The 18,337-nt window shown below is 60.2% G+C and carries 15 protein-coding genes; 12 read left to right on the top strand and 3 right to left on the bottom strand.

The annotated features are described in order from the left end of the window. Nucleotides 1-21 precede the first annotated feature (21 nt). On the top strand, nucleotides 22-315 hold the full coding sequence (locus ACYQ0G_RS02850) for a YMGG-like glycine zipper-containing protein (RefSeq protein WP_460099071.1): 294 nt from the start codon (nucleotides 22-24) through the stop codon (nucleotides 313-315). 44 nt (nucleotides 316-359) lie between these two features. On the opposite strand, the gene ACYQ0G_RS02845 is transcribed toward ACYQ0G_RS02850, so the two are convergent. Next, nucleotides 360-797 (bottom strand): vgr related protein, encoded by a 438-nt coding sequence (locus ACYQ0G_RS02845; protein WP_460099069.1) that lies wholly within the window; start codon nucleotides 795-797, stop codon nucleotides 360-362. A 101-nt stretch (nucleotides 798-898) separates the two neighbouring features. Beyond that, a complete protein-coding gene (locus ACYQ0G_RS02840; RefSeq protein WP_460099066.1) occupies nucleotides 899-1,384 on the bottom strand; it encodes a copper chaperone PCu(A)C in 486 nt (161 codons plus the stop codon). 176 nt (nucleotides 1,385-1,560) lie between these two features. On the opposite strand from ACYQ0G_RS02840, the gene dnaK reads away from it, so the two are divergent. Together dnaK and dnaJ are read left to right on the top strand one after the other, a co-directional pair. After that, the gene (gene dnaK, locus ACYQ0G_RS02835; protein ID WP_460099064.1) at nucleotides 1,561-3,495 is read left to right on the top strand and encodes a molecular chaperone DnaK; all 1,935 of its coding nucleotides are present in this window, start codon (nucleotides 1,561-1,563) and stop codon (nucleotides 3,493-3,495) included. Nucleotides 3,496-3,567: 72 nt separating this feature from the next. Next, a complete protein-coding gene (dnaJ, locus tag ACYQ0G_RS02830) occupies nucleotides 3,568-4,692 on the top strand; it encodes a molecular chaperone DnaJ (protein ID WP_460099062.1) in 1,125 nt (374 codons plus the stop codon). On the opposite strand, the gene ACYQ0G_RS02825 is transcribed toward dnaJ, so the two are convergent. After that, on the bottom strand, nucleotides 4,693-7,011 hold the full coding sequence (locus ACYQ0G_RS02825) for a patatin-like protein (RefSeq protein WP_460099060.1): 2,319 nt from the start codon (nucleotides 7,009-7,011) through the stop codon (nucleotides 4,693-4,695). It abuts the gene before it with no gap. A 72-nt stretch (nucleotides 7,012-7,083) separates the two neighbouring features. Here ACYQ0G_RS02825 and radA point away from each other — a divergent pair, with 72 nt between their 5' ends. The 9 genes from radA to rnr all read left to right on the top strand — a co-directional run bounded on the left by radA (nucleotide 7,084) and on the right by rnr (nucleotide 18,306). Continuing rightward, nucleotides 7,084-8,448, top strand: coding sequence for a DNA repair protein RadA (gene radA / locus ACYQ0G_RS02820; RefSeq protein ID WP_460099057.1), 1,365 nt, complete (start codon nucleotides 7,084-7,086; stop codon nucleotides 8,446-8,448). Between the two features lie 34 nt (nucleotides 8,449-8,482). After that, complete coding sequence (locus tag ACYQ0G_RS02815) at nucleotides 8,483-9,016, top strand: CvpA family protein (RefSeq protein WP_460099054.1); 534 nt, start codon at nucleotides 8,483-8,485, stop codon at nucleotides 9,014-9,016. A gap of 5 nt (nucleotides 9,017-9,021) precedes the next feature. Further along, the gene (locus ACYQ0G_RS02810; protein ID WP_460099052.1) at nucleotides 9,022-9,450 is read left to right on the top strand and encodes an iron-sulfur cluster assembly scaffold protein; all 429 of its coding nucleotides are present in this window, start codon (nucleotides 9,022-9,024) and stop codon (nucleotides 9,448-9,450) included. A gap of 34 nt (nucleotides 9,451-9,484) precedes the next feature. Continuing rightward, the gene (locus tag ACYQ0G_RS02805; protein WP_460099049.1) at nucleotides 9,485-11,146 is read left to right on the top strand and encodes an MFS transporter; all 1,662 of its coding nucleotides are present in this window, start codon (nucleotides 9,485-9,487) and stop codon (nucleotides 11,144-11,146) included. Further along, entirely contained in the window at nucleotides 11,146-12,180 is a 1,035-nt protein-coding gene (gene alr / locus ACYQ0G_RS02800) for an alanine racemase (RefSeq protein WP_460100596.1), read from the top strand. Before ACYQ0G_RS02805 ends, alr begins: the two co-directional genes overlap by 1 nt. Nucleotides 12,181-12,262: 82 nt before the next feature. Beyond that, nucleotides 12,263-12,823 (top strand): polyhydroxyalkanoate synthesis repressor PhaR, encoded by a 561-nt coding sequence (phaR, locus tag ACYQ0G_RS02795; RefSeq protein ID WP_460099046.1) that lies wholly within the window; start codon nucleotides 12,263-12,265, stop codon nucleotides 12,821-12,823. 156 nt (nucleotides 12,824-12,979) lie between these two features. Then, on the top strand, nucleotides 12,980-14,521 hold the full coding sequence (gene proS / locus ACYQ0G_RS02790) for a proline--tRNA ligase (protein ID WP_460099044.1): 1,542 nt from the start codon (nucleotides 12,980-12,982) through the stop codon (nucleotides 14,519-14,521). Nucleotides 14,522-14,631: 110 nt separating this feature from the next. Further along, the gene (locus tag ACYQ0G_RS02785; protein WP_460099042.1) at nucleotides 14,632-15,990 is read left to right on the top strand and encodes a M28 family peptidase; all 1,359 of its coding nucleotides are present in this window, start codon (nucleotides 14,632-14,634) and stop codon (nucleotides 15,988-15,990) included. 12 nt (nucleotides 15,991-16,002) lie between these two features. Then, complete coding sequence (rnr, locus tag ACYQ0G_RS02780; protein WP_460099040.1) at nucleotides 16,003-18,306, top strand: ribonuclease R; 2,304 nt, start codon at nucleotides 16,003-16,005, stop codon at nucleotides 18,304-18,306. Nucleotides 18,307-18,337: the final 31 nt, after the last annotated feature.

Genomic DNA, 18,337 nt, shown 5'->3' with positions numbered 1-18,337 from the left:
AGACAACGACGGAGAAATGCCATGAAAAGCAAAATCTTGTTTGCGCCCGTACTCGCCCTTTCCAGTCTGAGCCTCGGCGCTTGTGCGCAGAATTACGCGGTCGAAGGCGCAGGGGCCGGTGCTGCTCTGGGAGCCGGTCTCGCCGCGCTGACCGATGGCGATATCGAGACATACGCACTCGCCGGTGCCGCTATCGGCGGTGTGGTTGGTTACGCGACCGACAAGAACGATGAGTGCGACGGGTATTATGGCGATGGCCGTTACGTCGACGATGATTGCCGGTATGATGACCGCTATGCACGCTACTGGAACTGATTAAATTTAAATTAAGGGCCGCCTCTCATCCGGGGCGGCCCGTTTTATTGGCCCTCTTGGCGATCAAAATTGACCAATAGGTCGTACGCTTCGACCGGTCCTGCGCCCGCCAATCGAACTCCCTTCCGCAACCAGAAGGCATGTTTCACGATTTCAGCCTGCTGCTCGATGCCATAGCGTTCGAGGGACCATCCAGGTTTCAGAGAATAGTCGTAGCGCGCCCACGGCATGCGACGCGTAACGAGATACCAGCTTCCTCTGGTCTGGGTCTGCCAGACATGCGTCAACTCGTGGATCAGCAATCCCTGCCGCAAAACGCCAACTTTCGAAAAATCGTCGCAATAACTTTCCGAGGCAGGATGGAAATGCAGGTGGCCACGTGGGGCCATGGTAATATTGCGCGGTTGGAACGGAAACCACTTTCGGCGCCTGACTGTGACTCGCGAATAGTCGATGGCGTCGGCGAAAACGCTGCGCGCCAAGGCAACTTCTCCAGATGTCAGAAGGCGCTCGCCCCCTGCCGCGCAACCGGCAGGGGGAGGGGCGGAATGGCTTTCGACCCCCAGCGTGTCGCGGCTATCGGTCAGCGGGCGTCACCGGCAGCCTGAACCGCGGCGTCGAAACTATGCCGCTTGTTGCCTGCCGCGATCAATGTGACTTCGACCGTCGATCCTTCCGATACATCCTGCCCCAGATCGAACACCATCACGTGCTTTCCGCCCGGCGCGAATTGAACGGTAGAACCACTTTCAACAAGGATTGGAGGGGCCTCTCCCATGACCATTTTTCCATCTTCCATGATCGTGTCATGGACTTCTGCTTTGCCGGAACCGGTAACTTCCGCGTTACGAAAGGCTAAAGTGCGGTCACCGTTGTTGGCGATATCGAAATAGACGGCAGCCGGATTGCCGGACACTGGCGGCAATACGAGACGAGCATTCGTGATCTCGATACCGGCAATCCGGCCTTCTTCCGCAGGCGTAGAAGTGGTCTCTTCAGCGCTCTCGCAGGCGGTAAGTACGAGTGGCGAGGCAGCCAACAGGGCCACGGCGATGATCGGCTTCTTCATGGGTTTTCCCTCTTTTACAGTGGCCAAAAACTAGCGGAGCGCATCCCTTGTGCCAAGAAAAAGCGCTCCTATATCGCCCCCGTAATACACTTCTTTATTCGAGCCGCCGACAGGTTTCGCCAGAATTGGGAATCCAGCTGTGCGGCGTCCAACGATTTGAAACAGATGGGGAAACCATGAGTAAAGTTATCGGTATCGACCTTGGCACAACCAACAGCTGCATCGCCGTGATGGACGGTGGCAAGCCCAAGGTAATCGAGAATTCCGAAGGTGCGCGCACCACGCCTTCGATTGTCGCTTTCACCAAGGATGGTGAGCGTCTCATTGGGCAGCCGGCCAAGCGCCAGGCAGTTACCAATCCCGACAACACCCTTTTCGCGATCAAGCGGCTCATCGGTCGCCGGTTCGACGACCCCATGACCAAGAAGGACATGGAACTGGTCCCCTATGACATCGTCAAGGGTTCGAACGGCGATGCTTGGGTCGAAGCTGGAGGTGACAACTACAGCCCGTCACAGATTTCAGCCTTCATCCTCCAGAAGATGAAGGAAACGGCCGAAGAATATCTCGGTGAAAAGGTCGAGAAGGCCGTCATCACCGTGCCCGCCTACTTCAACGATGCGCAGCGTCAGGCGACCAAGGATGCCGGCAAGATCGCCGGTCTCGAAGTCGAGCGTATCATCAACGAACCGACCGCTGCTGCGCTGGCTTATGGTCTCGACAAGGACGACGGCAAGACCATCGCCGTTTATGACCTTGGTGGCGGTACCTTCGACGTCTCGATCCTCGAAATCGGTGACGGCGTGTTCGAAGTTAAGTCGACCAATGGCGACACCTTCTTGGGCGGTGAAGATTTCGACAGCGCGATCGTCGAATACCTTGCCGAGCAGTTCAAGAAGAAAGAAAACATGGATCTGAAGAGCGACAAGCTCGCTCTGCAGCGCCTCAAGGAAGCAGCCGAGAAGGCCAAGATCGAATTGAGCTCGGCGCAGACCACCGAGGTCAACTTGCCCTTCATCACCGCGCGTATGGAAGGCGGTTCATCCACTCCGTTGCACCTGGTCGAAACCATCAGCCGTTCGGATCTCGAGAAGATGGTTGGCGATCTGATCAAACGCACGCTGGAGCCCTGCAAGAAGGCTCTTGCTGACGCAGGCATCGACAAGGGCGGCGTTGACGAGGTCATCCTCGTCGGCGGTATGACCCGCATGCCCAAGGTTCGCGAAGTGGTCGAAGAATTCTTCGGGAAGAAGCCGCACACCGGCGTTAATCCCGATGAAGTCGTCGCCATGGGCGCAGCCATTCAGGCTGGCGTTCTCCAGGGCGACGTCAAGGACGTGTTGCTGCTCGACGTGACCCCGCTTTCGCTGGGCATCGAAACGCTTGGCGGCATCATGACCAAGATGATCGATCGTAACACCACGATCCCGACCAAGAAGAGCCAGACCTACTCGACTGCCGAGGACAACCAGCAGGCGGTTACGATCCGCGTGTTCCAGGGCGAACGCGAAATGGCGCAGGACAACAAGATGCTTGGCCAGTTTGACCTGGTAGGCATTCCTCCCGCACCGCGCGGCGTTCCCCAGATCGAAGTGACCTTCGACATCGACGCCAACGGCATCGTGAACGTCTCGGCCAAGGACAAGGGCACCGGCAAAGAACAGCAAATCCGTATCCAGGCATCTGGCGGTCTGTCCGATAGCGACATCGACCAGATGGTACAGGATGCAGAGAAGTTCGCGGACGAAGACAAGAAGCGCCGCGAAAGTGCAGAGGCACGCAATCAGGCCGATAGCCTCGTTCATGCGACCGAGAAGCAGCTCGAAGAGCATGGCGACAAGATCGACGCTTCGCTGAAGAGCGAAGTTGAAGAGAAGGTCGCAGCACTCAAGACCGCGCTTGAAGGTGACGATGCCGATGACATCAATGCCAAGGCGCAGGACCTGTCGCAGAGTGCGATGAAGATGGGCCAGTCGATCTACGAGCAGGAACAGGCAAATGCAGCATCCGATGCTCCGACCGATGGCGCAGCTGCCGGAAGCGAAGGCGGTTCGGAAGAAGAAGTCGTCGATGCCGAATTCTCGGAAGTCGACGAAGACGCGAAGAACTGAGACGCCTCATGAAAACCATACCCCCGCCGGTGCCAAGCTCCGGTGGGGGTAAGTTTTAGGGCGGGGAAAGTTATGTCAGCTACCGAAATCGATTTTTACGAAGTGCTTGGCGTCAGCCGTGATGCAGACGGCGCCACCATCAAGAGCGCCTATCGCAAGCTTGCGATGAAGCATCATCCGGATCGCAATCCGGGGTGCACCGAAAGCGAGAACAAGTTCAAGGCGATCAGCGTCGCTTACGACTGTCTCAAAGATCCGCAGAAGCGCGCTGCCTATGACCAGTATGGCCACGCCGCTTTTCAGAACGGTGGACCCGGAGGCGCGCATGGTAATGCCGACTTCGGCGATATCGGCGATATATTCGAGACGATTTTCGGGTCTGCCTTCGGCGGCGGTGCCGGTGGCCGTGCGCGTCCGCGCCGCGGAGCCGATCTGCGCTATGACATGCAGATCGGGCTGGAAGAGGCCTTTCATGGCAAATCCACCGAAATCGAAATTGAGGTCAGCAAGTCCTGCGACACCTGTCACGGATCGGGCGCACAGCCCGGGACGCATGCGCGGACGTGCAACCTGTGCGGCGGGCAGGGTAATGTTCGCGCAAAACAGGGCTTTTTCGTGGTCGAACGCCCATGTCCCAATTGTCACGGCGCTGGGGAAGTCATTACTTCACCCTGTCGCGACTGCCGCGGCGAGGGGCGGATCGACGTACCGCAGAAGCTCGAAGTCGACATTCCTCCCGGCGTAGATACCGGGACGCGGATACGGCTTTCCGGCAAGGGTGAGGCAGGGCCTCGCGGTGCTCCCTCGGGAGACCTCTACATCTTCGTCCACGTGAAGCCTCACGAAATATTCCAGCGAGAGGGAACTACGCTAGCAACGCGTGTTCCGATCAGCTTCACCAAAGCAGCGCTGGGTGGATCCATCGAGATCCCCGGCCTGGATGGAGAGGAACTGACGCTCGAAATTCCCGCCGGTATCCAGTCGGGCAAGCAATTGCGCCAACGCGGCGCCGGCATGCCTGTCCTTCAGGGCCGTGGGCGCGGCGATATGGTCGTCGAGATCGCGGTCGAAACGCCTACCAGGCTCTCGAAGGAACAGCGCGCTCTGCTGGAGCAGTTCCAAGAACTGGAAACTGGCGATGAGTGCCCGCAGAGCCAGGGCTTTTTTGAGAAGATCAAAACGGCGTTTGGCGCCTGATCAATCGGCGAGGCGTTCCTTCACCTCGCTTCTGATCTGGTTGAGGAGTCTCGCCCCGCAACGTTTCGCCGCGTCTTCTTCGTCAAGTATGGCAAGGAAGGCGCGGCGTTTGAACGTGCGTGAGGTCCGCAAATCTTCCAACTGACCCGCAGTGGACAGGACCAGGTCGATCATTCTTTCCGCCCCGTGTAGGCGGCCCCACAAGTAATCGTTTTCACGATAGGCCCGGCTGAAGAACGCGCCGAAATTGTAGAACTCCACACCCCGTAAAGTTGCCCGGGTGCCCCCGTCGCGAATGCTTTTCGCATCGTCGGGGCTTATCCGGTCGACCTTGACCGGATCGAACTCTGTTAGCCCTTCGTTGCGCAGCAAGGGTAGCGTTGCGACATCGTAAAATGGAAACCCCAGATAAGCGAATAGCATCCGCCGTTTGAGATTGGCCGGCATAGGCTCAAGCGTCTCCGCCAGCATTTCTTCTGCTTGATTGTCGGTCTCTATCAGCAGGCGCCGCTGCTCGATGAAATCGAGTACGGCACCCGGCTCGGCCAGAACATCTTGAGCAACGGCGGCAAACTCGTCTCCCAATGAGGCCGGGCCTTCCTTTTCGAAATAAAGCGCCATGATCTTGAATATCGCGTCCCGGCCAACCTCTAGCGCCTCGTCTGAAATTTCGGGATCGGCTTCCCAATCCCTGGCCAGACGTCGCGCCAGCAATCGAAGGCGCCGGATGCGGAAACCGATATCATGCTCCCGCAGAAAAGTGATCGCTTCATCAGTTGCGCCTCCCGAGGGGGCCGAAAGGCTCGATAAACCACGCTGAGCCAGTTCGCGCCGGATGGCGGCTTCGATAGGCGCGGCATCCGGCAGGTGCAGCGCAGGAGCGGCATCCCAGACCAGACGGGCGATTCGGGACACGATCCCGCTCAGCTTCGCCTGCGCATAGGCATGAAACGCATAGCCAGCCTGGTTCGCCGCAGCATCTTGGGCTTTCTGACGCCAGTTCTTCAGCCGCTTTACCGTAGGCCTGTCGAGGAACAGTGTGCGACCGAACAGTCGGTCGACCGCGCTCTCGACATCTGGTCGCAGCGCCGCAACGATGCGCGAAAGGCGCTCGGCCTCGCGGCTCTGTTCTTCAAGCTGCTCAAGATTGTCACGGATAGGTTGTTCGCGCGGGATGGTGGAGAGCGATCCGAAAATGGCCGAGAAGAAGCCCACTTCCCCCGCTTCCATGTCGCGCCGATGCGCATATCGATCGGGTCGCGGATCTACGTAGACAAAGCGCCGGTCAACTTCGCGCTGGGCAGGGCGCCCGCGAAGAGCCGCCATCGCGCCGCCGAACGGCTTGTTCACCAGTACCGATCCGTCGATCAGTGAAACCTTATCGGTATCGCCATGCATCACATGCACGGGCATGATCCGCTCCAGAAACGCATCGCGTCCTTCCCATGTCCGCCCGGTCTCATCCGCGAGGCGATCAATTTCATCCAGCCGCAGGGGAGGGAACGCTCCGGGAAAGCTGGCGGTGGCCCGCGCCGACATCACCAGCTCCAGAGTATCGGCAAGATTCTGTCCGCCTGCAGACGGGGTTTTGCGCCTGATCGCGATCGGCAGCCTGTGCTCGGTATCTTCGACCACCTCCGGACTGTGCAGCCGCAGCAATTCCAGATAGCCGTAGAAATCGGTCACCGTGACAAAAAGATCGAGGGGGTGGTTAGGCGGAAGCAAAGGTGCTTCGATTTTCGTAGCGGCCATGGCCGTAAACGCCTGTTCGAGCAGGCGCGAGAAACCGAGACCGGAAAAGGGAGGTTCAAACCAGCGGCCCCTGATCAAATGCGATACCTTGCGCCGCACTTCGTCGCGCGTTTCGGGTGCAACCTCGCTCGATATTTCGTTACCGGGACGATTGAGAAGCCACGAAGCGAGCGGCTGAGCCCAGATTTTCCCGCCTCTCCAGCGCAGTTTCGCGCCCGGATCGGTCAGCCGGTCGACATCAGCCATCTCCAGCCAGAGATTGGTTAGCGGCTCGAGACTTTGCCCTGAATAAATCGCCTGCGCCAGGAAAATCGCATTAATGCCCCCAGCGCTTGCTCCACTCATGATGTCGGGAATGATGCGCAGACGCAGTGCGCCATCCTCTTCTACCTGGCGCAGGAGATCACGGTAGACCTGGTGGACGCCGCCTCGATCACCGGAAGAGGCATGAAAGTCGCGGCTTGCCCGCGCGAGCTGCCATAGTTCGCGCGTGACACCATGCATGTAGACGGCCAGACTGACGCCGCCATAGCAGACGAGCGCGATCCTGAGTTCCTTTTGCCGCATCGCTATTGCTTGTGCACAGTACCGCATGGGAAAGCAATTGCGTTCCGGAAATGTTCTGTTAGTTGAACGGCCATGGCCAAGCCGAAGAAACGCTATATCTGCCAGGCGTGCGGATCGGTGTCCCACCGCTGGCAGGGGCAATGCGCCGATTGCGCTGAATGGAACACGCTGGTCGAAGAAGCGCCCGCGACCGTTTTCTCGCTCAAACACGATCTGTCGAGTGGCGGCAGGGCAGTAGAGTTCGTAGATCTGGACAAACCCGGCGAAATGCCCGTTCGCCAGAAGACCGGCCTTGCAGAGTTCGACCGTGCTCTGGGCGGCGGGTTGGTACCCGGCAGCGCTATCCTCATGGGCGGCGATCCGGGCATCGGGAAGTCGACATTGCTGCTTCAGGCCGCGGCAAAGGTCGCCCGCGAAGGACATAGCGTTGCTTACGTCAGTGGCGAGGAGGCTTCAGGGCAGGTTCGAATGCGCGCTGCGCGGCTGGGTCTTTCCGATGCGCCAGTGAAGCTGGCTGCGGCTACCGGCGTCCGCGATATTCTGACGACACTGGGTCAGATGGAAACGCCGAAGTTCCTGGTCATCGACTCCATCCAGACGATGCATTCCGACACGATCGAGGGCGCGCCGGGGACGGTTAGCCAGGTCCGCGGCTGTGCATTCGAACTAATCCGCTATGCCAAAGAAAATGGTGTTGCGCTGGTGCTGGTCGGTCACGTGACCAAGGATGGCAATATCGCTGGTCCTCGCGTGCTCGAGCACATGGTCGACGTGGTTATGAGCTTCGAAGGGGAGCGCAGCCATCAATACCGTATCCTGCGAGCGCTTAAAAACCGCTTCGGCGCGGTCGACGAAATCGGTGTCTTCTCGATGGAAGGGGAAGGGCTGGAAGAGGTCGAGAACCCTTCGATGCTGTTCCTGTCCGGGCGCGAGCAACCTATGGCCGGTAGTTCGGTCTTTCCCGCCATGGAAGGAACACGCCCGGTACTGGTGGAAATTCAGGCTCTGATCGTCCGATTGCAATCGGGTGCGACCCCCCGCCGGGCTGTGGTCGGCTGGGACAATGGGCGGTTGGCGATGCTGCTTGCGGTTCTTGAATCGCGCTGCGGCCTCTCCTTCAGTTCGGCCGAGGTCTATCTCAATGTCGCCGGCGGTTATCGCCTTTCCGACCCGGCAGCCGATCTTGCCGTGGCTGCCGCTCTGGTCAGCGCGCTGGCAGACAAACCTTTGCCGGAACGCAGCGTGTGGCTGGGCGAAGTAAGCCTTGCTGGCGAAGTCCGCCCCGTCGCCCACGGCAGCGTACGGCTCCGAGAAGCGGCAAAGCTCGGTTTCGATCGTGGTTACGGTCCCGCTGATCCGAAGAATAGCGCCTCAAAGCTGCGCTATGAAGGCTTGGGACAATTGGCGAACCTCGTTGACCGGGTGATGAGCAGTTAATAAACCGCTCAGTTCTTGGGGTTAAAGGGCCGGTATGACGGGTTTCGATCTTCTTGTTCTGCTGATTGTTGGCGTAGCTGCCATTGGTGGGTTCCTGCGCGGCTTTCTGCAGGAAGTTCTATCCTTGGGGGCCTGGATCCTTGCAGCCCTGGCTATTCGCTATCTGCATACGCCGTTGACCGTGCAGCTACAGGATTTCATTGGCGCCAACGTCACCACCTCGGTCCTGGCTTTCACCTTTCTTCTACTCATCCCCTACGCGGCCATGAAGGTCATCGCGAACAATGTCGGCAGGGCGTCACGCGGCTCGCTGCTCGGACCGATTGACCGCGTTCTCGGTTTCGGTTTTGGTGCCCTGAAGGGCCTCATCATCGTGATCATCGCCTTCTCGGTGCTTGTCCTGGGTTACGATTCCGTATGGGATTATCGCGGGCGGCCCACATGGATGACAACCGCTCATAGCTATGAACTGATCGATTCCGGATCGCGCTCGATGGTGGAAGTGCTCGCGCAGCGGCGCGCCAAACTACGTGAAGAAAGCAGCGATAATTCAGATGCCGGAGCCTAATCAGGATGAGCGAAAGCCCAAAAGGTGCTTTATATACGCCTGACCTGCTGGCTCTGGCAGTCGAACTCGCAGGCAAACCATATGATGAAACCGCGCCTCTCAAAGGGCAAGCGCGCTCACGTAGCTGTGGAAGCGTGATCCGGATGTCCAGTTTTCCGGGAATGTCCAAGGTGGGATTACAAGCGCAGGCCTGTGCGGTTGGACAGGGTGCTGCGGCCATTTTCCTCCGGCATGCCGAGGGACGATCGCAGTCGGAAATTGCGGATACGCTTGCTTCGCTCGAAAGCTGGCTAAGCGAAAATGGCCCGCTGCCGTCATGGCCCGATCTCGACAAAATCGAGGTTGCGCGGGAATTTCCCGGTCGCCACGGGGCAATCCTCCTCCCCTGGCACGCTGCCCTGGACGCGCTTTCCAAGTCCGACGACCAGCGCTAGACCGCCCTTTCAAGTCTCAGGGAGAGGGTGAAGAATGACAGGCGCAGTTGCCGCCCAGAGGGAGCCGACCGACAAGGAAATTCGCCTCGTCATCGCAGCTAGCAGTGCGGGTACTATTTTCGAATGGTACGATTTCTTCATCTACGGCACTCTTGCCGGGCTGATCGGTGCGGCCTTCTTCCCCAGTGGAAACGAAACTCTGCAGATCCTGTTGGTCTGGGCTGGCTTCGCGGTAGGCTTCGGCTTCCGACCGCTGGGCGCCATCCTGTTCGGCTTTCTCGGCGATCGATTGGGCCGCAAATACACCTTTCTCGTTACCGTAACTCTGATGGGAATTGCGACCGCAGGCGTCGGGATGATCCCTGGCGCGGCGAGCATCGGTATCGCCGCCCCCATCATCGTGATCGGGTTACGCATCCTTCAGGGTCTCGCCCTAGGCGGCGAGTATGGCGGCGCGGCGATTTACGTCGCCGAGCATGCGCCCCCGGAAAAGCGAGGTTTCTATACCAGCTTTATCCAGGCGAGCGTGGTCGGCGGATTTGTCCTGTCGATCATCGTAGTGCTCGCATGCCGGGCGATCATACCGGCTGAAGACTTTGCGGAATGGGGCTGGCGCGTGCCGTTCCTCTTATCGATCGCGCTGCTTGCCATATCGCTCTGGATGCGGCTCAAGCTGTCTGAAAGCCCAGTGTTCCAGGCCATGAAAGAAGCGGGCGAAACCAGTGCAAACCCCTTCAAGGAAAGCCTGACTTATCCCGGTAACCCAAAGCGGATTTTCGTCGCCCTGTTCGGCATTACAGGGGTGCTCACCACCATCTGGTACACCGCGTTCTTTTCATCGCTGAGCTTCCTGCGACGCGACATGCGCGTAGACGAGACCACTGTTGAATGGATCCTGCTGATCGCCGGCCTGATCTCGATGAGCTTCTACGTCGTTATCGGCAAATGGTCGGACAGGGTGGGGCGCAAGAAGCCGATCATTATCGGCGCAATCGCTGCTCTCGCGCTACTCTTTCCGATCTTCTGGGGGATGGGAGGTCTCGCCAATCCGGGTCTGGCACAGGCGGCGAGGGATAATCCGGTGGTTGTGAGCGGGCAGAACTGCACCACCGATCCCTTCGCCGAACTCTTCGATCGCGATCAGAGTGGGTGCGGTAAACTCTTGGAAACGCTGACTGCGAGCGGTGTGGCGTATGATGTTGAAGACGCTGAAACGCTCAGGCTTACGGTTGGTGGCGAGGAGATTGCCCTCGGCGCCAATTGGGCGGGAGACGCCGCGGCACGGCGAGACGGGCTGCAGGATGCCCTGAGTGCGAGAGGGTTCGACTTTGCAAGACAGGCGCCGCCGCTGATGAACCTTCTCGGCATCGGTGCGCTATTGCTGGTATGTGGCATGCTGTCCGCGCTTACCTATGGATCGGTTGCAGCCTTGCTGTGTGAGATGTTCCCCGCAAGAATAAGGTACAGCTCAATGTCCATTCCCTACCACATCGGTGCCGGTTACCTTGGCGGTTTTCTGCCGCTGATCGCAGGCATCATCGTGGCGCGAACCGGAGATGTCTACGCGGGACTGTGGTACACGATGGCTGTCGTCGGCTTCGGACTTATCGTTGCCTGGTGGGGGCTACCTGATGGCCCGCCGCGCGATTTCGAGGAAGCGGCTGATGCGCCGCCGGTCTCGCCTGTCATACCATGATGAAAACTGCCTCTCCAACTCTTCGCCTCGATATCGATCGCGCCGCTTTGGCCCATAACTGGCGTGCACTCGATCGTCTTTCCGGCAACGCAAGGGCGGGGGCCGCGGTAAAGGCCGATTGCTATGGCTTAGGCGTGGACCATTGCGTGCCCACCTTGCGTGACGCAGGTTGCCGCGATTTCTTCGTGGCGCACTGGACCGAAGTCGCTCCGGTGCTGGAGCATGTACCAGCAAGTCAGATCGCCGTTCTGCATGGTCCGCTTGACGAAGCCGATGTCGCTTTCGCACGCGAGACGGGCGCACGTCCGGTTATCGTTTCCCTGCGGCAGGCAAAGCTGTGGATCGACGGAGGCGGCGGGCCCTGCCATCTGATGGTGGACAGCGGGATCAACCGGCTGGGCATTTCGCCGCACGAAATCTCCGATCCCTTGATCGAGGCACTCGAGGTCCAGGTCCTGCTCAGCCATCTGGCCTGTGCGGACGAGGATAGTCTGATGAATGCGCGGCAGCTCGCAATATTTCGCGATGCCGTCCAGCGCGTGAAGCACAAGGAGGCCAGCCTTGTGAACAGCGCGGGCATCGCATTGGGCGCGGACTATCACTTCGATCTGTCACGACCCGGGCTTGCTCTTTATGGCGGCGTACCACGGCCGGAACTCGCCCCACACATCCGGCAGGTAGCCTATCCTAAGGCGGCGATCATGCAGATCCGACGTCTGTCGAGCGGCGATACCGTAGGGTACAACGCCACCTATACAGCAACGGCCGACATGCGAGTGGGCGTCGTCTCGCTCGGCTATGCGGATGGCATTTTGCGAAGCTGGGGAGGAAGCGCATTCCGCAGCGGTGAAACATCCATCCCGATCCTCGGCAAGGTTTCGATGGACATGATCGTGGTCGATCTTTCCGATGCGCCCGCTGTAGGCGAGGGTGACTGGATCGAGCTGCCCTACCATCTTCCCGAGGCGCAGCTGCAAACCTCTCTTTCGCAATATGAATTGCTGACCGTCCTGGGCAACAGGTTCGCCCGTTAAGACGCGTGTTGCGTTGCACATTGTGCAAGTGCTAAGCTCTTTGCGCTGCACAAGACCTGTCAGCCTGGGGAGAGAGCAGATCATGGCCAAGCGGACCGCCGAGGGCGAACCGATCATCATCAAGAAGTACGCCAACCGGCGTCTCTATAACACCGATACGTCAAGCTACATCACGCTCGACGATCTGGCACTGATGGTGCGCGAAAACGTCGATTTCCAGGTCCTCGACGCCAAGACCGGTGACGATATCACCCATACGATCCTCACCCAGATCATTGTCGAGGAAGAAAGCCACGGAACGCAGCACATGCTGCCCGTCAGCTTTCTGCGCGATCTCATCTCCATGTATGGCAATTCGATGCAGTCGATGATGCCGAGCTATCTCGAAGCCAGCATGGCCCATTTCCGCAAGAACCGGGAAGAGCTCCAGTCGGCTTTCGCCAAGGGTATGGAATCCAATCCATTTGCCAAGATGGCCGAGGCGAACATCAAGATGATGCAGAATGCAGCCGAAGCCTTCATTCCCAGCGCCCGCAAGACCGAAGAGGCGCCGCAAAAGACCGATGGCGACGATCTTGCCCAGATGCGCGAGCAGATGGCTGCCATGCAGAAGAAGCTCGACGAACTGGGCAAACAGGGCTGATCCCCGGAAAATCTTCTTTCGATCGAGCGCTGCGCTTGTCGAAGCGCCGCCCTTTTCTTTATGGGCGTCACCAGCAGTAAGGACGGGGTAGCGAAAGGCCGAGTGCGAGCGTATCTCGGGCCTGCCAGCGGCTCCGAGCAAAAGGTCCTAAATTCGATGTCCAAGATCCGCCACGCCCTCAATTCCCGCCGCGAAGACGATTTCGCCGCATGGTATCAGGAAGTCATCTCTGCCGCCGAAATGGCAGAGGAATCGGGTGTCCGTGGCTGCATGGTCATCCGGCCCTGGGGTTTCGGCATCTGGGAACGCATGCAGCGCCTGCTGGATGACCGGATCAAGGCGACGGGGCATGAAAACGCCTATTTCCCGCTGTTCATCCCGCTCTCCAACTTCGAGCGCGAGGCCGAGCATGTCGAAGGCTTCGCCAAGGAAATGGCGGTGGTTACGCATCATCGCCTGATCGCGGGCAAGGATGGCGGGCTGGTACCCGATCCCGAAGCGAAGCTGGAAGAGCCGCTGGTCGTTCGCCCGACCTCGGAAACCATCATTGGCGATGCCATGGCGCGCTGGGTGCAGAGCTGGCGCGATTTACCGCTCAAGCTCAACCAGTGGGCCAATGTCGTGCGCTGGGAAATGCGCACCCGCATGTTCCTGCGCACCAGCGAATTCCTGTGGCAAGAAGGCCATACCGCCCATGCGGATGAGGTCGAGGCGAAGGAGCATACGCTCCGCATGCTCGAAGTCTATCGCGCCTTTGCCGATGAGGATCTCGCCCTGGCCGTGGTTCCGGGAGAAAAGCCGGAGAACGAGCGTTTCCCCGGCGCTGTGGAAACCTGGTCGATCGAGGCGATGATGCAGGACGGCAAGGCGCTTCAGGCGGGAACCAGCCATTATCTCGGCACCAATTTTGCCCAGGCTTCCGGCATCAAATACCAGAACCGCGAGGGCGGGGAGAGCCTGGCTCATACTACCAGCTGGGGTGTCTCCACGCGCATGGTCGGCGGCGTGATCATGACGCATGGCGATGACGATGGCCTGCGCCTGCCGCCCAAGATCGCTCCGCAGCAGGTGGTGATCCTCCCGATGCTGCGCGATAAGCCCGAAGATCAGGCGCTGATCGAATATTGTGAGGCCCTGCGCGCCACGCTCGCCAGCCAGCATGTGCTCGGCGAACCGCTGCGCGTCCTGCTCGACATCCGCCCGGGCAAGGCAGCGCAGAAGCGCTGGGATTATGTCCGCAAGGGTGCGCCGGTCATCGTGGAAGTCGGCGGGCGTGACATGGAAAACGGCGCCGTATCGCTGCTGCGCCGTGACCGGTTGTGGGATCAGGAAACCGGCAAGACCGCGTTCCAGACCCCGACGCGTGAAGTGGCCGGCCAGACCATCCCCGATATTCTGGCCGACATGCAGAATGCGCTGCTTACCGAAGCGCAAGAACACCGCGACGCCAACATCACGCGCGGCGTGACCGACTTTGCCGAGGTGGAGAAGCATTTCGGTGCCTCGCGCTATCCCGGATGGGTCGAGATCCAGTGGTCGAAGCCCACCGGCGCGGCGCTGGAAAAGGTTGTCGAGCGGTTGAAGGAACACAAGCTCACCATCCGCAACGTGCCCATGAACAATGTGCCGGTCGATGGGGCCTGCATCTTTACCGGCGAACCGGCGGTCGAGCGGATCTTGCTGGCTAAGGCTTACTAGAGGAAGCCGGTTCGGGGCCTCCGCAATCTGGCGCTTCGCCACAGGAGGTTCCTCCGCCCGATGCAAACAGGCTCTTGTATTGCCTGCGTTTCGCGGCAAGACTGCGGGCCATGAGAACACTTCTCCCGCTGGTCGCCCTCGTCTCCGCCCCGCTCGCAGCGCAGGAATCCGCACCGGCCGATCCTGCCGCGCAAGTTTCGCAGGAACGGCTGCGCGCCGATATCGATACGCTGGTCGGGTTCGGCACCCGGCATACGCTTTCGGAACAGGATAACCCAAAGCGCGGCATCGGCGCTGCTGTCGATTGGGGTCTCGCCGAATTTGGCAGGATTTCAGCAGGTTGCGGCAACTGCCTCGAAGTCGTCGCACCCGAACGGATCGAGCCTGCGGGCGGACGCCTGCCGCGGCCCACGCGCCTGCGCAATGCCGTTGCGATCCAGCGCGGCACCGAACGGCCCAATGAAGTCGTCATCGTACAGGGCCATATCGACAGCCGTGCCAGTGACGTGATGGACTGGGAGAGCGATGCTCCCGGGGCCAATGATGATGGCTCGGGCACGGTTCTGGTCCTCGAAGCCGCGCGCAACCTCAGCGGCAACAGCTATCCCGTCACTATCGTCTACGCACTTTTGTCGGGCGAAGAGCAGGGTCTCTACGGCGGGCGCCTGCTGGCCGATTATGCGGAAGAGCAGGGCTGGGACGTCAAGGCCGTGCTCAACAACGACATCGTGGGTAACAGCTGTAGCAGCGACGGGTTCTGCGACGCCGAACATGTTCGCGTCTTCTCCGAAGGGCCGCGCGCCGATCTGACCGATGCGGTCCGCGCCGGCCAGCGCCGCGAGGGCGGGGAAAACGACAGCCCTAGCCGCAACCTTTCGCGCTGGCTGGACAATCTGGCAGATGAAACCGCGGACGGGCTCGACGTGCGCCAGATCTGGCGGGTCGACCGGATGGGCCGAGGCGGGGACCAGATACCCTTCATGGAAAAGGGCTTCCCCGCGATCCGCATCGCCGTGGCGGTGGAAGATTACGACCATCAGCACCAGGATCTGCGCACTGAAGACGGGGTGATCTATGGTGACACTATCGACGAGATGGATTTTGCCTATCTCGCCAAGGTGACGCAGTTCAACATTCGCGCGCTGGACAAGCTCGCACGTTCTCCCGCTCCGCCAGCATCCGCAGCCAAGGCAGCTGTGCAGACTTTCACCGATGTCAGCTGGGAAAAGGTGCCCGGTGCGGTGAGCTACACCGTCTGGCAGCGCCGCACGGATGAACCCTATTGGCGCGCAGAGCCGGTAATCGAGAATGTCGTGGCCACCAATGCGCGTCTTGAAGGCGTTCGCGGCGATGACTGGATCTTCGGCGTCAGCGCGACCGGAGCCGACGGCGTGATGAGTCCAGTCTCCAGTGCTGTCCCCGCGGGGCAATTCGAGCCGCTCGCTGCGCAAAAGGATGACAGCGAGTAGCTGCGTCCCCATATGGCGCGCATGACAAAACAGAACAGAACCGGGAGGAAGCAGGGGCTTCCGTCCAAGACAGACATACTCGAATTCATCCAGACCTCCGACAAGCCTGCCGGCAAGCGTGAAATCGCCAAGGCTTTCGGCATCAAGGGTCAGGAAAAGATCGCGCTGAAAAAGCGTCTTAAGGACATGGCCGAAGAAGGCTTGATCGACGGCAAGAAGACCGCCTTCCACAAGATGGGCGGCTTGCCGAAGGTAACCGTGCTCAAGATCGTGGAGATCGAAGACGGCGATCCGATTGCGGTTCCTGAAAGCTGGGACGATGATGCGCCTGGCAAGCCGCCGCGGCTCGTGGTCAAGGAAAGCAAGAAGGTTGCGGCGCTCAAGCGCGGCGACCGTTTCCTTGCCCGCACCGAGGAAGCTGGCAAGGGCTGGGTAGCCCATCCGATGAAGAAGCTGCCCGCGCGCACCGAAGGCCTGATGGGTGTCGTCGAGTTCGACGGCAGCGGCAAGCCCTGGCTTGCGCCGGTGGACAAGCGGGTGCGCAACTCCTCGCCCATTTCCGATCTCGGCGGCGCAGAGGAAGGCGAATTGGTGCTGGCGGAAAAGGCCGGCAAGTCGGCGCGTTCCGCAGTGAAGGTGGTCGAGGTGATCGGCGATCCGCTGGCGCCCAAGAGCTTCAGCCTCATTGCCATCGCCAAGCATGGCATTCCCTATATTTTTCCGGACGAAACGCTGGAAGAAGCGCAGCGCGTCGCTGAGCTCCCGCTGAGCGAGGACAAGCGCGAGGATCTGCGCGATGTGCCGATCGTCGCGATCGATCCTGCCGATGCGCGGGACCACGATGACGCGATCTGGGCCGAACCCGATGGGGAGGGCGGCTACAAGGCGATCGTCGCGATTGCCGATGTGTCCTTCTATGTCCGCCCCGGCGGCAAGCTCGACAAGGAAGCGCGCAAGCGCGGCAACTCGGTCTATTTCCCGGACCGCGTCGTGCCGATGCTGCCCGAAATTCTCTCGGCAAACGTGTGCTCGCTGGTCGAAAACGAAGACCGCGCAGCCATGGCCTGCCATCTGCGCATTTCGCCCGAAGGCAAGATCACCAAGTGGCGCTTCACCCGCGCCATCGTGCGGCTCGCGGCCAATATCGCCTATGACGATGCGCAGAAGGCGATGGACGATGGCAGCGCCGACGACAATCTGAAGAACCTGTGGGATGCGTGGAAGCTGCTGTTCAAGGCACGGCAGGCGCGCGATCCGCTCGATCTCGAACTGCCCGAACGGCAAGTCCGCCTCAATGACGAGGGCAAGATCGAGGAAATCGCCGTGCGCGAACGCCTCGATGCGCACCGCGTCGTGGAAGACTTCATGATCGCTGCCAATGTCGCCGCGGCCAAGGCACTGGAAGAAAAAGCCGCGCCGGTCGTCTATCGTGTCCACGAGACACCGAGCCGCGAAAAGCTGATGGCGTTCAAGGAATATCTCGCCAGCCAGGGCAAGAGCTTCGCCATGGGTCAGGTCATCACCCCCGGTCTCTTCAACCGGATGCTGAAGGATATCGTCGATCCTGCTGAAAAGGCACTGATAATGGAAGCGGTGCTGCGCAGTCAGACGCAGGCCTATTATGGCCCTTCCAACTCGGGACACTTCGGCTTGGCGCTCGGCAGTTATGCCCATTTCACTTCGCCGATCCGCCGTTATGCCGACCTTCTGGTGCACCGCGCGCTGGTCGATGCCTACAAGCTGGAGCAACCCAAGCCCAAGGGCGATATCCCCGAGGCCTCGGGCCTGTCCGATCGCGACAAGACCGCGCTGAACCAGATCACCGATGCGATCAGCCAGACCGAACGCCGCGCCATGGAGGCCGAACGGGATACGATCGACCGCTATGTCGCCGCGTGGCTGTCGGGCCGGGTGGGCGAGACGTTCGATACGCGCATCACCGGCGTGCAGGGCTTCGGCTTTTTCGCCACCATCGAAAACTTGGGCGGTGACGGACTGGTGCCTGTCTCCACGCTGGGCCGCGAATATTTCCGCTATGACGAAGGGGCGCGCGAGCTCGTCGGCGAGAACAGCGGCACGACCTATGCCGTGGGCGACCGCCTGAAGCTGAAGCTGGCTGAAGCCAACGCCCTGACGGGTGCGCTGAAGTTCGAAATCCCCGATAGCGACGGGTCGCCGGTCGAAAAGCGCGGCGACCGCATGCAGCACAAGAAAAAGCCGCTGCGAAAAGGGCAGGGCGCCCCGCGCCAGAAACACGGCCAGGGCCAGCGCGGCCGACCGAAGAACATCCGGCACCAGGGCCGCAAGAAGAAGTAGACGGAACGGGCACGGTCTGCCGGTCATTGGT

The sequence above is a fragment of the Qipengyuania triglochinis genome, assembly GCF_054655615.1.
Note: the sequence above shows the minus strand (reverse complement) of the source record. Positions and strands in the feature narration are given on the sequence as shown.

Excerpts from the sequence above, each read along its gene's own strand:
- ACYQ0G_RS02850 (WP_460099071.1), top strand. The coding sequence starts at position 22 with ATGAAAAGCAAAATCTTGTTTGCGCCCGTACTCGCCCTTTCCAGTCTG.
- ACYQ0G_RS02840 (WP_460099066.1), bottom strand. The coding sequence starts at position 1,384 with ATGAAGAAGCCGATCATCGCCGTGGCCCTGTTGGCTGCCTCGCCACTC.
- dnaK (WP_460099064.1), top strand. The coding sequence starts at position 1,561 with ATGAGTAAAGTTATCGGTATCGACCTTGGCACAACCAACAGCTGCATC.
- dnaJ (WP_460099062.1), top strand. The coding sequence starts at position 3,568 with ATGTCAGCTACCGAAATCGATTTTTACGAAGTGCTTGGCGTCAGCCGT.
- ACYQ0G_RS02825 (WP_460099060.1), bottom strand. The coding sequence starts at position 7,011 with ATGCGGCAAAAGGAACTCAGGATCGCGCTCGTCTGCTATGGCGGCGTC.
- radA (WP_460099057.1), top strand. The coding sequence starts at position 7,084 with ATGGCCAAGCCGAAGAAACGCTATATCTGCCAGGCGTGCGGATCGGTG.
- ACYQ0G_RS02815 (WP_460099054.1), top strand. The coding sequence starts at position 8,483 with ATGACGGGTTTCGATCTTCTTGTTCTGCTGATTGTTGGCGTAGCTGCC.
- ACYQ0G_RS02810 (WP_460099052.1), top strand. The coding sequence starts at position 9,022 with ATGAGCGAAAGCCCAAAAGGTGCTTTATATACGCCTGACCTGCTGGCT.
- ACYQ0G_RS02805 (WP_460099049.1), top strand. The coding sequence starts at position 9,485 with ATGACAGGCGCAGTTGCCGCCCAGAGGGAGCCGACCGACAAGGAAATT.
- alr (WP_460100596.1), top strand. The coding sequence starts at position 11,146 with ATGAAAACTGCCTCTCCAACTCTTCGCCTCGATATCGATCGCGCCGCT.
- phaR (WP_460099046.1), top strand. The coding sequence starts at position 12,263 with ATGGCCAAGCGGACCGCCGAGGGCGAACCGATCATCATCAAGAAGTAC.
- proS (WP_460099044.1), top strand. The coding sequence starts at position 12,980 with ATGTCCAAGATCCGCCACGCCCTCAATTCCCGCCGCGAAGACGATTTC.
- ACYQ0G_RS02785 (WP_460099042.1), top strand. The coding sequence starts at position 14,632 with ATGAGAACACTTCTCCCGCTGGTCGCCCTCGTCTCCGCCCCGCTCGCA.
- rnr (WP_460099040.1), top strand. The coding sequence starts at position 16,003 with ATGGCGCGCATGACAAAACAGAACAGAACCGGGAGGAAGCAGGGGCTT.